We start from the raw sequence: 16,008 nt of genomic DNA on the forward strand, positions 1-16,008 counted from the left end.
GAGAGCAATAAATAAGCCGGAGTGAAAATCAGCTTTTATGCCTGGAAATTACTGCCCTGAAGCGTATGATTTTAAGCAGTTCTGTATAAAGCTGATTCATTTGTAACTGTTCCTGATTTAGGCAGGATCCTATATAACAACCTGGCCTTTATTAACTGTTCGAACCATCAATTCCCCTGTTTGCGGATTGAATTCTATTGTTCTGCCGCTATGGCCGCCAACATCTTCACCTAAAATAGCAATTCTCAGTGAAGATAATTCTTTTTTAACAGCTTCAACATTCCTTGGGCCAATCCTCATTAAATCACTCCCGGAGGAATATTGGAACATTTGAGCTCCGCCGGCAATCTTGGCATTTAACCGTGATGATTTGGCACCGCTTTGCAGCATAATTCTCACTAAGTCCCGGATTGCTGTATCAGCATATTTAGCTGAATTAAATCTTGCTCCCTTTGCCAAAGATGAATCCGGGAGCATTATATGTACCAGCCCGCCAATTTCTGCACTAAGATCATAAATCACCACACCGACACATGAACCAAGACCTGACGTCCTGATTAAACCGGGAGTCTTAACTATATTCATATCTGCTATGCCAACTTTTACAATTTCCAGAAGACTATTCATAATCCGGTACTCCCAATGCCTTAAAGATTATTTTAAATGATTCCGGATCAGGAAGCAGAAAGAAATGTCCATTAACAGCATCCGTTTTTTGCAGTTCATCATTTAAAGCTGTATCAATAACAATGGCGTAATCGCTCACCTGCGAAATTTCCAGAAGTCCCGTTCCGATAATTGCACCCACCATATCAATGCTAAGCATCGGCACTGAAGGAAAGAGTGATAGCTTAGTAAAATCCGATAATGAAGATAAATAGGATCCTGATAAAATGTTGCCAAGCTCCTGGAGTGCAGATAGAGTAATTTCATCATATGGCAGCTCATCTGCACAGAAAGGAATGTTTCCAGGCAATTCACGAATAAAAATTTCAGCCTGTGCAAGCGGCAGGACAAAAAACATGCTGCCAGGAGAGTCTCCTTCAATCCTTAGAAACACCCCTGCCACAACATTTTCCGGACCTCCGGCCATATCGATCATTTCGTCAAAAGAAACAATTTTCACATCCGGGACAGACATATCGATTTTTTTATTTAGCAGCGCTGATAATGCAGTAGCCGCATGACCCGCACCGATATTCCCGATTTCTTTTAAAATATCCAACTGCATGCCGGTGATATTTTTTTCTGAAAAATTCATCACGCTAATCCTTTTCCATCATGAGCAGACAATACTTCCGGGTTCAGGATTTTTTCCAAATCTATTAGTATAAATAACCGTTTCCCGATTTTTGTAACACCCTTGATGAAATCTGCCTCTTCTGAACCAATTACCTCAGGAGGGGGTTCAATTGATTCAGGAGCCACATCAATCACATCATTTGCAGAATCTACAATTAATCCGACTTCCATATCATTCAATACTGCAATGATGACTCGTGAATGCTCATTATATTCAGCCTCTTCAAGATTAAATCTGCTTCTGAGACTGATGATAGGTGTCACAACCCCCCGTAAATTGATCACTCCTTTAACAAAACCAGCTGTTCGCGGAACCCTGGTAATATGATCAACCTTTTCAATGGATCGCACTTGATTAACCGGAATCGCATATTCCTTATCCTTCAGCTGAAATACAATCAATTTTAAATCTGCGGCTGCTGTCTCACTCATCATGTCACTCCTCTTTAAAATTTATTATTTTATTAATGCATTGCAGTCCACTATCAGGGCAACCTGGCCATCTCCCAATATAGTTGCGCCGGAAATGGCAAACACGCTTGTTAAGTAGTTTCCAAGTGATTTTAGTACGACTTCCTGTTGTCCGATAAAGGAATCTACCACCAGCCCGGCCATCTTTTCCCCTTTTCTGACAATGACAACGGAAAGGAAATCATCTTCGTGATTGTCTGATGGCACATCAAAGATTTCCTTTAATGAAAGGAGCGGAACAACCTTGCCCCTGAAATCAATCACCTTTTGGTTATGTGCACTTAAGACGCCGTCTTTCCTGATAATGGCTGTTTCAATAATAGAAGATAGAGGAATTGCGTATTTTTCCTTCTCTATTTCGACGAGCATGACAGAAATAATAGATAAAGTTAATGGCAGCTGTATGGAGAAAATGGAACCCTGTCCAAATTTTGAATCAATAGAAACTGATCCTCCCAATGACTCAATTGTATTCTTGACTACGTCCAGCCCTACACCCCGTCCGGAAACATCAGATATTTTATCTGCAGTTGAAAATCCTGAGGCAAAAATAAGCTCATAGGCCTGCTTGTCCGTAAGTGCTGAAGCTGTTTGCTCTGTAATGATGCCATTTTTTAATGCTTTCTTTATAACCTTATCTTTGTTTATGCCTGCCCCATCATCCTCAATTTCAATGAAAACATGATTGCCGCTGTGATAAGCCTTTAAAATGACATTTCCTTCTTCACTTTTACCATTTGCTTTACGGACTTCTGGTGTTTCCACACCATGGTCTAATGCATTTCGGATTAAGTGAACAAGCGGATCCCCAATTTCATCTATAACCGTTCGGTCCAGTTCAGTATCTGCACCGACGATTTCGAGATTGATCTTTTTATTTAAATCTCTTGCTAATTGTCTTACCATTCTTGGAAAACGATTGAATACTGTTTCTATTGGCACCATGCGCATGTTCAGAATAATATTCTGCAGGTCTCCTGAGATCCTTGACATATGCTCAACCGTTTCATGAAGCTCCTGATTGTTTAGTTCCTTGGATATTTGTTCAAGTCTGCCTCTGTCAATCACCAATTCTTCAAACAGGTTCATAAGGATATCCAGTCTCTCAATATTCACTCTAATGGTTTTATTGCTGACTTGTTTTGATGCAGTCGCCTTCTTTTCCTCTTTTGGCATCTCTGAAACGCTATCTGCCTTATTATCTCCATCTGGCTGCAAAGCGTCCTCATCAGTCACAGCTTCCACTGAGCTGCAATCCCGTGTTGAAACCTGAAGCACATCTATTCTATCCACTTCTGAAACCTTCAAAAGTTTCTGACGGATAACATCTGGTTGCTCCCGGGTCACAATTGTTACAGAGAATTCCTGATCAAATTGCTCTTCTTCAAGCTGCTCGACAGAAGGAGTGGCTTTGATCACTTCTCCGCTTTTCTCAAGGACCTCAAAAATCATATAAATTCTGGCTGCTTTCAGCAGACAATCTGCCCGCAAAGCTATTGAAATTTCATAGGCATCAAAGCCCTGCTCCTTGGATTGCTGTATCACGGTCCACTCGAAATCATCATATGAACTCTTAACCGGTACCTCGGGTTCAGCAACAGCTGCAGCCGCTTCGGCTCTTGCTTGCGACTGTGCAGGGCTCTCCCCTTTTTCAATGAGAATTAATTTTTCAACAGATGTTGAAACATCCCTTTTGCCGTCTCCGCCTTGTGCAATTGATTGGACCATTGCTTCAAGATCATCAACAGCAAGAAAAACGACATCAAGAATTTCAGTATTTACCTTAATCTTCTGATTTCTGATTGCATCAAGAACATTTTCCATTTGATGAGTCAGATTCGCCAGATCTTCATACCCCATGGTGGCAGACATGCCTTTCAGCGTATGAGCTGACCTGAATATCTCATTAATTATTTTTATATCATCAGGATTTTTCTCTAATTCAAGAAGCTGTTCATTACATGATTGCAAATGTTCTTTGCTTTCTTCGATAAATACCTCTAAATATTGGTTCATCTCCATGTGCCTGCACCCCTCGGCTTTAAACAAATTTCAATATGGATTTTGCTATACGTTCAATTTTCTGCACATCATCTGCCAGGCCAGACTCAATCACTGCTCTTGGCATTCCAAATACAATTGATGATTCTTTTGATTCAGCAATAACTTTTACTTCACCGCTTTTTTTCATTGCCATTAAGCCATTTCTGCCATCTGCTCCCATTCCTGTCATTATGACAGCAATTTTTCTGACTCCTTTAATTTCACCTATAGACTCAAACATCACATCAACCGAAGGTCTGTGCCCGTTCCTCGGCGGTGATTCATCCAGATGAATAACAAGATCTCTTCCTGACCTTTCTGCAGTTACATGAAAGCCGCCAGGAGCAATATAGGCTGTACCGTTTTCAAGTATATCCCCTTCTTGGGCTTCCTTAACCGATAACGCCGATAACCCGTTAAGCCTGCTTGCCAGCGACTTTGTAAATCCGGCAGGCATATGCTGTACAATCAGAATTGGTGCATCCAGATTACCAGGAAGGTCAACAAGCACTTTTTGAAGCGCTCGGGGTCCTCCAGTGGAAGTTCCTACACAGATAAGCTGTTTGACATTGAGGTTTGATTCATCAGCAAAACGATTGGTCTGAATAGATTGGAATGGTTCTATTTTACTATAATTAAACTTTAGTTCGGCAGTTTTTTTCCCAATACTTGAAAAATCAGCCAGCACTTTAATATTCACTTTGCTTGCCTGCACAACTTTATCTGTTAATTCAGTTTTTATCTTATGCAGGTCAAGGGAGATTGGCCCAGATGGCTTCGCTATAAAATCTACTGCCCCATATTCCATAGCTGTAAAGGTGTTTTCAGCACCTTCCTTAGTTGTGCTTGAAAGCATCACTACAGGAACAGGCATAGTTTTCATAATTATTTTGAGAGCTTCCAGTCCGTTTAGGACAGGCATTTCAACATCCAAGGTTACTGCATCAGGATTTAATTCCTTAATCTTCCTTAAGCCCTCTTCACCGTTTCTCGCTGTCCCAATAACTCGAATTCTTTCATCTTGAGACAGGAGATCCGCAATCAGTTTCCTCATAAAGGCTGAATCATCTATTACAAGCACTTTAACAATGTTCATGCTGATTCACCCCCTATTAAAAAGAAATTTTTTAAGCTTTGAAATAAATTGGGAAGGATAGTGTTCACCAGCTTGCACGCCAGGCCTGCCGCCTGCTTTCTCAGCCATAGTCCGAATCGCTCTTGAAGCAGCTGAATTTCCCTGAAAAATAATGAAAGGGATTTGCCGTTTTACAGCCCGCTGTATGCTGCAATCATCCGGAATAATTCCTAAGAGATCGGTATCCCTGCCTAAAAACCTATCTGCGGCAGCAGCAATCCTCTTATATGTTTCCTGCCCTTCTCTCTCTCCTTCAGCCCGGTTAATAACCAAATGAAATGGAATCTTATCATCCAATCGATGTATATGCTTCATTACTGAGTATGCATCAGTAATAGACGTAGGCTCAGGTGTAGTAATGACCGCAATCTCCTGAACTGAGAGTATAAACTTTGCCGATTCTTCTGTAATTCCTGCACCCATATCAAGGATTATATAATCATAGTTTTGGATAAGCCTGGATAGTTCTGCGGTAAATCTTGAGATTTGCATATCATCGAGTATCAATATATGTGAAAGGCCGGTCCCGCCGCCAATATAATCCAGTCCAAAGGGTCCTTGTGAAATAATATTTTTTAAAGGTATATCCTCTTCTAAAAAGTCGGCAATAGAATATTGAGCTGATCTTCCCATTAGAATCTCGACATTCCCCATCCCGATATCCAAATCAAATAACAATACTCTGTGGCCCGTTTGGCATAGGGAAATAGAAAAATTCAATGAAAAATTTGATTTTCCTACTCCCCCTTTTCCGCTTACTACTGCAATTGTTTTAGATTGATAACTTTGGCTGTCTTCTTCTTTCAGCCTGGCTCTTAATCTTTCTGCCTGATCGTTCATTTCTTATTCCCCATTAGTTGTTTTACAATAACTTCCGGGCTTGCCACAAGGATATCATCAGGAACATCCTGGCCATTTGTAATATAAGCTGCGCCTTTTTTGTATTTATGAATTATGTTGTACATGGCTCCGTAAGTTGACGTTTCATCTGCCTTTGTGAAGATTAGCTTATCAATGTCTATTATTGAAAACTGATTATATATTTCTTCCATATCCTTTTGTTTCGCTGTTAGGGAAAGCACTAAAAAGGTTTCCATTTCCTTCTCAAAATCAATGACATTCTTTAGATCCTCTACATAATGCCGGTTCCTGAAATTCCGTCCGGCTGTATCTATTAATAGAATGTCATATTCCTTCAGCTTCTCTGCTGCCTGTCTGAAGTCATCTATTGTATAGCAAACTTCCAAAGGCATATCCAGGATGCCTGCATATGTTTTTAATTGATCGATCGCCGCTATCCTGTAGGTGTCGGCTGTGATAAATGCAGCCTTTTTTTTATGTTTAATCACACACTCTGCTGCCATCTTCGCCAGAGTAGTTGTTTTCCCTACGCCAGTGGGACCTGCTACATTAACATATTTACTGGTGAATGATATCCCGCTGAATTGAATACCCTCAATTTGCTTCTTAAGTTCTTCATGCAGCCAGGCTTCTACTTCAGCAGCTCTTGCTTTGGCACCGCTCAGGTACCATTTTTCCAGCAATACTTGAAGCAGCTGATCCTGAATAGACTTGTCAATTTCCTGTTCATTAATAAAGTGCATGACTTTTCTTATCTCTTCAGGGTAAACAGCAGGTATCTGCTGTTCTCCGGTCAATGAGGACATCATTTGTTTTAGGCTGCTTATCTCTCTAATCAGCTCATCTGATGTCCCCGATCCTGGAAATTGCGATTTATCAACGTTTTCCTTGAAATAACTTGGAGCAGCAGGAGTTGACACAGGCTTAACAGCAGGTTTATGCTCTATTTCCTGATTTGGTTCTGCTGCTGCCATCACTTCTATATTTCTTTTTTTAAAAAAGCCTAAAACCCCGCCGGTATATACTACACGTGAATTTAATATTACAGCGTCTTTACCCAGTTCCGCGCGTATTTTTTTCATTGCATCAGGCATGGAAGCTGCCATGAATTTTTTTACCTTCAATCTATATTCACCACCCCGACACTTTGAACTTCCGCATTCGCTTCCAGCTCGTTATAGGAAAGGATCGGTATTTGCGGAAAATACCTTTCTGTTAACTGCCTGACATACATTCTGACAGCTGGAGAACAAAGGACAATTGGCGTCTGTTCCATCAATGAAAGCTGTTCAACCTGGGAAGCAATGGATTCAAGAATATTCTGCGATACTGTTGGATCCATTGATAAATAATTGCCATGTTCTGTCTGCTGAACACCTTCTGCAACCATTTTCTCTACTCTCCCTGAAAGGGTCACAACTTTTATAGAGTCACCCTGCTGTGAAATCTGGTTGGTAATTTGTCTGGCCAAAGCCTGGCGGGCATATTCTGTAAGCAAATCTGTATCACTTGTAGATTTTGCAAAATCGGCAAGTGTTTCAAAAATAACCGGCAAATTCCGGATCGAAACATTTTCCCTCAATAATTTTGCAAGTACCTTTTGAACTTCACCAACAGACAATGGATTTGGTGTAACTTCTTCAATAAGAATCGGATAGCTTTCCTTAACATGGTCAATTAGCTGTTTTGTTTCCTGGCGGCCTAATAACTCATGAGCATTGTTTTTTATTACTTCTGTAATATGAGTAGAGACAACGGATGGCGGGTCAACGACTGTATAACCGAAAATTTCCGCCTGTTCCTTCATTTCTTCTGTAATCCATTTTGCAGGCAGGCCGAAGGAAGGCTCAATTGTATCAATTCCTTCGATGCTATCATCTTCTATACCTGGACTCATTGCCAAATAATGATCGAGAAGAAGCTCTCCGCGAGCCATTTCATTTCCTTTAATCTTCAATCTGTATTCATTTGGCTGGAGCTGAATATTATCACGTATTCTAACTACCGGAATAACCAATCCCATTTCAATTGCCAGCTGTCTTCTGATCATTACAATCCTGTCCAGAAGATCCCCGCCTTGATTTGTATCTGCAAGAGGTATTAACCCGTAACCAAACTCGAATTCTATCGGATCTACATTTAATAGGTTAACCACGCTTTCAGGACTTTTCATTTCATCTGTTTCAATTTCTTCTTCCATCTCCAGCAGCTGCTCTTTATCCGGCTGTGGAGTCTTAGCTATCGTATATCCGCCAAAAATCATCAAACCGCCAATCGGCAGTGTTAAAATAAGGCCTATTGGTGTCAGCACCCCCAGCAGAATGATAGTTCCGCCAGTAACATATAACATTTTCGGATAAGCAAACAGCTGGGAAGTAATATCTTTGCCAATATTTCCATCTGATGCCGCCCTTGTTACAACAATACCGGTTGCAGTAGAGATTAGCAGTGCCGGGATTTGACTGACAATTCCGTCCCCAACTGTCAGCGTTGAATACCTCATCGCAGCCTCTGCAAACGGAAGCCCCAGCTGCATCATCCCAATGACAATACCAAATAATAGATTAATCAGTGTGATAATGATTCCCGCTATGGCATCACCTTTTACAAATTTGCTCGCACCGTCCATAGAACCGTAGAAATCTGATTCACGGCTGATTTTTTCACGGCGTTCCCGGGCTTCATGCTCAGAAATCATACCTGCATTTAAGTCTGCATCGATACTCATCTGTTTACCAGGCATTGCATCAAGTGTAAAACGCGCCGCCACTTCGGAAACCCTCTCAGATCCTTTGGTAATGACGATAAACTGAATAATAATGAGTATCAGGAATACTACGAGTCCGACTATGACATTGCCTCCGGTTACGAATGAACCAAATGTTTCAACGACTTTGCCTGCTTCCCCTTCGGATAAGATGGATCTGGTAGTAGAAACATTCAATCCCAGTCTGAATAATGTCATTAACAGTATTAAGGAAGGGAAAATGGAAAATTCGAGCGCTTCCTTCATATTCATGGCCGTCAGCAATACCATGAGTGCAAGCGCAATATTAATGATTATCAATACACTTAAAAGCCAGGGCGGAAAAGGAATGATAAGCATGGCTACTATTAAAATTACACTCATCAATACTGATAAGTCTCTTGCTTGCATCGATACTCTCTCCTTACAAGAAAAGCGAAGCGCCCAGCAATTCTCCGCACTCAATGGGGCAGGCGCCGGAGCTGGCCGGTTATCTCTGTTCAAATATCAAGACTTTGATATTCTTTAAAAAACGGAACCGCCAGCTATTTCATATTTCTCTGGTTAAATTTTGTTTTTAGTTCTATACACATAAGCTAAAATCTCTGCAACAGCTTTGAAGAATTCTTCTGGAATAGCCTGGCCTATTTCAGCCTGACTATAAAGAGCCCTGGCAAGCGGCCTGTTTTCAACAGCAATTACATCATGCTCCTTAGCAATTAATTTAATCTTTTGGGCAACAAAGTCCACACCTTTTGCCACTACAACGGGAGCATCACTTTTTGCTTCGTCATAGCTCAGGGCTATGGCAAAATGTGTTGGGTTGGTGATAACCACATCCGCATTAGGGACTTCCTGCATCATCCTTCTCATTGCCATTTCCCTCTGTCTTTGTTTAATCTTGGATTTAATTAACGGATCCCCTTCAATGTTTTTGTGTTCATCCTTAATATCCTGTTTAGACATGCGGATGTTCTTTTCAAAATCGTATTTTTGATACAGATAATCAAGAACGGATAAAAATAGCAGTGCAGCTGATGCAATTAACCCCATTTGAACGGTAAGGCTGGCGATGGTGGCCATCGCCGTGCCAACTGACTTTTGAGAAAGAATTAATATTTCATCTATTCTAAACCATAAAACCGCAAACGCTGCGGCACCCACAAATGCAATCTTGAGCATGGACTTTAGCAGCTCAACAATCGCCCTCATAGAAAAAATGCGCTTAAAGCCTTTTATCGGATCCAGTTTCTCCAATTTAGGCTGAATTGCTTCTGTTGACAAAAGAGTACCTACCTGCATGAAGTTTGAGAGCACGCCCGCAAGCATAGCAATCAGCATAATCGGACCTAAAAAAAGCACCAGTTCCTTTAAGACATCAAGAAAAATCATCTGAACATTTTCCTCTGTCAGCGGCATCATCATATAATCATTAAATGAATGCGTAAAAATATAAAGAATGATATTCTTCAAATGCGATCCGGCAAACATCAAAAACAGAAACACCGCTAAGAGGACGATGGCTGTATTAACATCCTGACTTTTGGCTACTTGTCCTTTTTTCCTGGAATCCTGCCTTTTTTTCGGAGTGGCTTTTTCTGTTTTTTCTCCGGAAAACAGCTGCAGATCTAAAGAAAGCAATAACTTCATTCTATGAACCTCCCATTAGCTCCATAAGCCCTCTCATTGTCTGCAGCATCGTTTCTATTGCAAGGGAAAAAGCATATATCAGTACACTCATAACAATGATCAGGATGATAAAACTGACGCCTATTTTTAACGGCAGCCCCACGACAAAGACATTTAGCTGAGGAACTGTCCTGGCGACAATCCCTAAAGCGACATCTACAAGAAACAAACTGCCGACAACTGGGATGGACATCTGGAAGGCAATAACGAACATTGTATTCATGGCTTTAATGACAAATTCAGCAATATTTTCATTCCCGAAAGAAATCCATGCCTGATCAAGCGGGATAAAATTATAGCTGTTAAACACCCCATCAAGCATAAGATGGTGGCCATTGACAGTTAATAATAAGAAGAGAGCGATCGTATACAAATACTGTCCCATTAATGGGCTCTGGGCACCTGTCTGCGGATCAATAACATTCGCAATGGCAAAACCCATCTGAAAATCTATAAACCCACCGGCAATTTGAATGGCTGAAAGGATCAAATAAGCTATAAATCCAACCATAAGTCCAACCAATGCTTCTTTTATGATTAATAGAAAATAAGTGCCGTCAATTTCAAGTGCCGGTACATCCATGCCGAGGAACATAATCCATGCCAAAAAGAAGCCAAGGCCAATTTTGTGTGATGCCGGGATGGATCTGTATGAAAAAAGGGGCATCATTAAAAAGAAAGATGTCACCCTGACAAAAACAAGTAAAAATGCAGGAAAAGAAGGCAGAAAATCTATCATGCTATCAGCCTACAAACCTGGTCAAATTAGAAAAAATCTCATTTGCATACGAGAGCATATGGCTAAGCATCCAGGGTCCAAAAAAAACGACACCGACAAGGACCGCAACAATCTTAGGAACAAATGCCAGCGTCTGTTCCTGAATTTGAGTTGTAGCCTGAAAGATGCTGACAACCAAGCCTACTACTAGTGCCAGAATTAACAAGGGACCGCAAATCATTAAAACGGTAATGATCCCTCTTTCTGCAATGGATATAACTGTTTCTGGAGTCATTCTGAATGTTCACCTGCTTAAAAGCTTTGTAAAAGGGATTTAACTACTAAATACCATCCGTCCACCAGTACAAATAATAATATTTTGAACGGAAGCGAAATCATAACGGGAGGAAGCATCATCATCCCCATGGACATCAATACACTGGCAACAACCATGTCGATAACCAGAAAAGGAATAAAAATCATAAAACCAATTTGAAAAGCTGTTTTTATTTCACTTATGGCAAATGCAGGGACAAGACTGGTAAGCGGAATATCTTCAACAGAAGCAGGTGCTTCTGCTCCTGAGTATTCAAGAAATAATGCCAAATCCTTTTGCCTTGTGTGGGTACTCATAAATTCTTTAAAAGGGATTGAAGCTTTTTCATAAGCTTGTTCCAGATTTATTTCTTCATTGAATAATGGTGTTAATGCCTGTTCGTTTACTTCCTGCATTGTCGGAGCCATTATAAAGAATGTCAGGAACAAAGATAAGCCGATGATTACCTGGTTTGGCGGCATTTGCTGAGTAGCAAGCGCCGTTCTGACAAAGGAAAGAACGATGACAATCCTTGTAAAGCATGTCATTAATATTAGAATACTCGGCGCGAGAGAAAGTACCGTCAGCAATAAAAAAAGCTTCACAGATGCAGAAACATTTTCTGGAGAACTGCTATTAAAAAACTCCATGAATTCATTCATCTTTCTTCTGGCCCTTTCTTTCTAACTCATCAAACAGTTTTTTTCTGCCCTTTTTCATTTCAGCCAGCTGAGTCCCGAGCAGTGCAGCGAAGTTTTGGCTGCCTTCTTTGTTTTCCTCTGTTTGCTGTGTTCTTTTCATCACCTTTGTCACAATATCGCTTGGACGGATAAGCTGTTCCAATTTGTCATTATGCTCTTTGATGATCTGGCTGCATTCTTCTGAGTTGTCTATTTCTTTTAACAGCTGAATATTTTCTCCTACCCCTACTACAAAAATGCGCTTTCCCACTTTTATCAGCTGAACTGACCTGTTTGCACCTAATGCGGTACCACCCAGGTTTTCAACTAATTGTGACCTGTTATATACCTTACTTTTTTTATTGATGAATTTTAGGAGAGTATATAGTAATCCGATAGTGAAGCCTGTAGCTAAAATCATCTTTATAAAATCCCAGAAGGTAAGGCCGATTTTACCGCTTTCACTCTGTTGAGCCTGTCCTTCAGCTGATTTCAAATCCTTTGATTCTTTTAATTCCTGTTTCCCGCATTCCTCAGTACTTTCCATACATTCTTTAACACTATTATTCAATTGCTCTGCCTGGGCCAGCGGCTGCACGCCCAGCAGAACAATTGAAAACAACAGCAGCAAAGAAATCACTTTCTTTACATCCCACACTATTTTGCACCCTCTAAAAAGAATAATCACTAGCCCAAAGTTTTGCCGATCGCTTCCAGTACTCTATCAGCCTGGAACGGTTTTACGATAAAATCCTTCGCTCCAGCCTGAATGGCATCAATAACCATCGCCTGCTGGCCCATTGCAGAACACATAATAACTTTTGCACTTGGATTAATTTTTTTAATTTCTTTCAAGGCTGTAATTCCGTCCATTTCCGGCATAGTTATATCCATTGTGACAAGGTCCGGCTGTGTTTCCTTATATTTTTCGACAGCCTGTGCACCGTCAGCGGCTTCGCCTACTACGTCATATCCGTTCTTAGATAAAATATCTTTTATCATCATTCGCATAAAAGCTGCATCATCAACTATTAAAATTTTATGTGCCAATCTAATAACCCCCACTTATTATCTTAATTTTTTAATACGGTCACTCTGGCTGATAATATCTGTAACCCTCACACCAAAGTTCTCATCAATGACAACCACTTCACCCTGCGCAATTAACCGGTTATTTACCAGAATGTCAACAGGTTCACCAGCCAGTTTATCCAGCTCAATAATTGATCCTGAAGACAGTTCAAGTATTTCCTTAACGGAACGTTTGGTCCTTCCAAGCTCGACTGTTACCTGAAGCGGTATATCCAGAAGCATATTTAAATTCTTTGTTTCCTGCTCCTGCATTTGGAATGGTTCAAAGCTCAAAAAAGCTGCAGGCTGTACATTCGGCTGCACTCCATTTGCATAAAAGCCTCCGAAATGCTGCGGCCCGTTATACTGCGCCTGGGTTTGAGCAGGTGTATAGCCTGGGTTAGATGCCTGATTCATAACCGACTGTGAAAATGCCGGCTGCTCTCCGGAATAAGCAGTTTGAGTGTAAGGCTGATCCAATCCGCCTGTATGTGCTTCAGGCTTATTATCATTTGAATGCCGGCTTTCCTGATTATCAGCCTGTGCCTGAGCCGCAGACTTTTCTACAGAAACAGAGTTATTTTCGGGAAGTTCCTGCACCGGATTTAATAATTCATTCACAAGACTTTTGCCAAATTCCAGCGGAAGCAGCTGCATAATATTTGAGTCGATCAGACTGCCTATTTTCAATCGGAACGAAATCCTTACCAGCATGTCATCTGCCGGTACTCTATCGGCGCCTTCCCCCTGTGGCAAATCAAGAATATCGATTGCAGGCGGTGAAATATCAACCTTTTTTCCAAATATCGTTGACATTGAAGTGGCTGCAGAACCCATCATCTGGTTCATTGCCTCCTGAACAGCGCTTAACTGAATTTCCCCCATTAATTCAGCTGGGCTGGTTCCATCTCCCCCAAGCATTAAGTCAGCTATGATGGCTGCATCCGATTGCTGTATGACAAGCAGGTTGCTTCCGAAAAAACCTTCCGTGTAACTCACCTGAATTGCTACATAAGGATGCGGGAATTCATCGGCTAATTTCTTTCGCAAAACAACTGATACAGCTGGAGTTGTGATTTCAACTTTTTGATTCAATAACGTGGACAATGCAGTTGCAGAGCTGCCAAAAGAAATATTGCCGATTTCACCTAATGCATCCTGCTCCATATGGGACAAATAATCCTCGGTTTGAAAAAAAGCTTCATTATAATCTGTTTCGTCGCTATCGTCAGCGGCTCCCCTTAATAGAGCATCAATTTCATCTTGCGAAAGCATATCATCACTCATCATCCTCATCTCCCCCTTTCACAGTGTCTAAAATTTGCACGGCCATCTTTTTAATCATTTTTCCGGGCTGGCCGATGAATTTTGGAATATTGCCTACTTTTATAGTAAGTGCATGATCAATTCTCTGATTTAACTCAATGACATCTCCAATATCAAGGGTTAAGAAATCCTGAATGGCAATGTCAGAAGTGCCGAGTTCACAAATAACTGGAACTTCCGCTTTATGAATGTTTTGCTCAAGCCGGGCAATGACCTCCGGCTCCCTTTCCTTTTTATCCGTCTGCATCCAATAATGCACTGACAGCTTAGGAATAATGGGTTCAAGTACGACGTGAGGTATACAAATATTAATCATCCCGCTCGTTTCTCCAATTGTCGTATTTAGTGATATAACGACGACTGTTTCATTTGGAGAGACCATTTGCAGAAATTGCGGGTTAACCTCAAAATCAGACAATATCGGATCAATATCAGCGATTGTACTCCAGGCTTCCCTTAGATTTTCAAATGCCCTTTCAAATGTGGCTGACATGATTTTTGTTTCAATTTCTGTTAAATTTTCAATTTTATTGATGCTTGTCCCTCGTCCGCCCATCAGCCTGTCCATCATGGCATATGCTACGTTTGGGTTCACTTCCATAAGAATTCTTCCATCCAGCGGGGGCACTTCAATTACATTCAAGATTGTCATTTTCGGAATGGACCGGATAAATTCTTCGTATGGAATTTGATCTGCAGATGCAACTGAAATTTGCACATAGGTCCTTAGCTGGGCAGAAAAAAAGGTGGTTAGAAGCCGGGCAAAATTCTCATGAATTCTTGTTAAACTCCGTATTTGATCTTTAGAGAATCTTAAAGCTCTCTTAAAATCATAAACTTTCACTTTTTTCTCTGTCTGTTCCTTTTTTAGCTCTTCAGCATCCATTTCTCCAGTTGAGATAGCTGAGAGCAGGGCATCAATCTCGCTTTGCGATAAAACCTCACCTGGCATCAATCCTCACCTCCATCTATTGCGTTTATAAATTCGGTAATCACTGGAGGAGAGACTCGGTTATGTACACCTGAACGATCTTTCCCTCTTGCATTAAACCGTTAATCTTGGTCTTTAAATCTTCCTGCAGCTTAATTTGGCCTTCTTTCCCCTGAATATCCTCTGCCTTCATTTCAGATAATTCCTGAATGATTAGATTCTTCACCTGAAAATCTCTTTTCTGCAATTCCTCTTTAGCTTTTTTGTTTTCAGTCTGGATTTTAAAAGAAATCCTGATATAATCATCACTCGCTAAATTGGATGTAACTTGAGGAATATCCACAGAGGCCTCGAGCACTTCATCAATCGTCGGCTCTTTTGTTTCTTCACCACCCGAAAACTTCATCACAATCACCAGGGCGATTGCTCCAATAAGTGTGATCGCTACTAGCATAGTTAACATTATCATTAATAGCTTATTGTTCTTCATTTTCATTTCCCTCCGCCAGCTGCTGCCCCAGAAGATTAACAGATTGATAGAATCCTAAAATCGATTGCATGACTCGATCTTCAGATTCCTTTACGACATACTTCTTCCCATTCGTGAGCGTAATTGTTGTATCTGGAAAGGACTCTACTGTTTCTATGTACAGAGCGTTTAATACAAAAGTTTTGCCGTTCAGGCGAGATACTTTTATCAATGTTCAATTTCAGGGCTA

At 40.8% G+C, this 16,008-nt stretch carries 18 protein-coding genes; all 18 read right to left on the reverse strand.

What is annotated here, in order from left to right; translation table 11 throughout:
• Window positions 1-129: 129 nt before the first annotated feature.
• Window positions 130-627: a chemotaxis protein CheD gene (locus NSQ49_RS03390; RefSeq protein ID WP_159862685.1), complete on the reverse strand. Its 498-nt coding sequence runs from the start codon at window positions 625-627 to the stop codon at window positions 130-132.
• A complete protein-coding gene (locus NSQ49_RS03395; protein ID WP_251282830.1) occupies window positions 620-1,261 on the reverse strand; it encodes a chemotaxis protein CheC in 642 nt (213 codons plus the stop codon). Before NSQ49_RS03395 ends, NSQ49_RS03390 begins: the two co-directional genes overlap by 8 nt.
• Window positions 1,261-1,734, reverse strand: a complete 474-nt coding sequence (locus NSQ49_RS03400) for a chemotaxis protein CheW (protein ID WP_159862757.1) — start codon at window positions 1,732-1,734, stop codon at window positions 1,261-1,263. The genes NSQ49_RS03395 and NSQ49_RS03400 overlap by 1 nt, the downstream gene beginning before the upstream one ends.
• A gap of 24 nt (window positions 1,735-1,758) precedes the next feature.
• On the reverse strand, window positions 1,759-3,795 hold the full coding sequence (locus NSQ49_RS03405) for a chemotaxis protein CheA (protein ID WP_251282829.1): 2,037 nt from the start codon (window positions 3,793-3,795) through the stop codon (window positions 1,759-1,761).
• Between the two features lie 19 nt (window positions 3,796-3,814).
• Window positions 3,815-4,912: a protein-glutamate methylesterase/protein-glutamine glutaminase gene (locus tag NSQ49_RS03410; RefSeq protein WP_159862682.1), complete on the reverse strand. Its 1,098-nt coding sequence runs from the start codon at window positions 4,910-4,912 to the stop codon at window positions 3,815-3,817.
• Window positions 4,913-4,918: 6 nt separating this feature from the next.
• Window positions 4,919-5,791 carry a MinD/ParA family protein gene (locus NSQ49_RS03415; RefSeq protein ID WP_159862681.1) on the reverse strand — a complete coding sequence of 291 codons (873 nt, stop codon included), beginning with the start codon at window positions 5,789-5,791 and terminating at the stop codon, window positions 4,919-4,921.
• Complete coding sequence (flhF, locus tag NSQ49_RS03420; protein ID WP_251282828.1) at window positions 5,788-6,936, reverse strand: flagellar biosynthesis protein FlhF; 1,149 nt, start codon at window positions 6,934-6,936, stop codon at window positions 5,788-5,790. Before flhF ends, NSQ49_RS03415 begins: the two co-directional genes overlap by 4 nt.
• A complete protein-coding gene (flhA, locus tag NSQ49_RS03425; protein WP_251282827.1) occupies window positions 6,933-8,969 on the reverse strand; it encodes a flagellar biosynthesis protein FlhA in 2,037 nt (678 codons plus the stop codon). Before flhA ends, flhF begins: the two co-directional genes overlap by 4 nt.
• A gap of 153 nt (window positions 8,970-9,122) precedes the next feature.
• Entirely contained in the window at window positions 9,123-10,208 is a 1,086-nt protein-coding gene (flhB, locus tag NSQ49_RS03430) for a flagellar biosynthesis protein FlhB (protein ID WP_159862679.1), read from the reverse strand.
• 1 nt (window position 10,209) lies between these two features.
• Window positions 10,210-10,986 carry a flagellar biosynthetic protein FliR gene (fliR, locus tag NSQ49_RS03435; RefSeq protein WP_159862678.1) on the reverse strand — a complete coding sequence of 259 codons (777 nt, stop codon included), beginning with the start codon at window positions 10,984-10,986 and terminating at the stop codon, window positions 10,210-10,212.
• 4 nt (window positions 10,987-10,990) lie between these two features.
• Window positions 10,991-11,260 carry a flagellar biosynthesis protein FliQ gene (gene fliQ, locus NSQ49_RS03440; protein WP_159862677.1) on the reverse strand — a complete coding sequence of 90 codons (270 nt, stop codon included), beginning with the start codon at window positions 11,258-11,260 and terminating at the stop codon, window positions 10,991-10,993.
• 17 nt (window positions 11,261-11,277) lie between these two features.
• Window positions 11,278-11,943, reverse strand: a complete 666-nt coding sequence (gene fliP, locus NSQ49_RS03445) for a flagellar type III secretion system pore protein FliP (RefSeq protein ID WP_159862676.1) — start codon at window positions 11,941-11,943, stop codon at window positions 11,278-11,280.
• Entirely contained in the window at window positions 11,936-12,619 is a 684-nt protein-coding gene (locus tag NSQ49_RS03450; protein ID WP_251282826.1) for a flagellar biosynthetic protein FliO, read from the reverse strand. Before NSQ49_RS03450 ends, fliP begins: the two co-directional genes overlap by 8 nt.
• A 29-nt stretch (window positions 12,620-12,648) precedes the next feature.
• Window positions 12,649-13,011, reverse strand: a complete 363-nt coding sequence (locus NSQ49_RS03455; protein WP_159862675.1) for a response regulator — start codon at window positions 13,009-13,011, stop codon at window positions 12,649-12,651.
• Between the two features lie 18 nt (window positions 13,012-13,029).
• Window positions 13,030-14,322, reverse strand: coding sequence for a flagellar motor switch phosphatase FliY (gene fliY, locus NSQ49_RS03460; protein WP_251282825.1), 1,293 nt, complete (start codon window positions 14,320-14,322; stop codon window positions 13,030-13,032).
• Window positions 14,312-15,310 carry a flagellar motor switch protein FliM gene (gene fliM / locus NSQ49_RS03465; RefSeq protein ID WP_251282913.1) on the reverse strand — a complete coding sequence of 333 codons (999 nt, stop codon included), beginning with the start codon at window positions 15,308-15,310 and terminating at the stop codon, window positions 14,312-14,314. Before fliM ends, fliY begins: the two co-directional genes overlap by 11 nt.
• A 40-nt stretch (window positions 15,311-15,350) precedes the next feature.
• Window positions 15,351-15,779 (reverse strand): flagellar basal body-associated protein FliL, encoded by a 429-nt coding sequence (gene fliL / locus NSQ49_RS03470; protein ID WP_159862673.1) that lies wholly within the window; start codon window positions 15,777-15,779, stop codon window positions 15,351-15,353.
• Entirely contained in the window at window positions 15,766-15,990 is a 225-nt protein-coding gene (locus tag NSQ49_RS03475) for a flagellar FlbD family protein (RefSeq protein ID WP_095242360.1), read from the reverse strand. Before NSQ49_RS03475 ends, fliL begins: the two co-directional genes overlap by 14 nt.
• Window positions 15,991-16,008 lie beyond the last annotated feature (18 nt).

The organism is Cytobacillus sp. FSL R5-0377, assembly GCF_038004385.1.
Lineage (GTDB): Bacteria > Bacillota > Bacilli > Bacillales > Cytobacillaceae > Cytobacillus.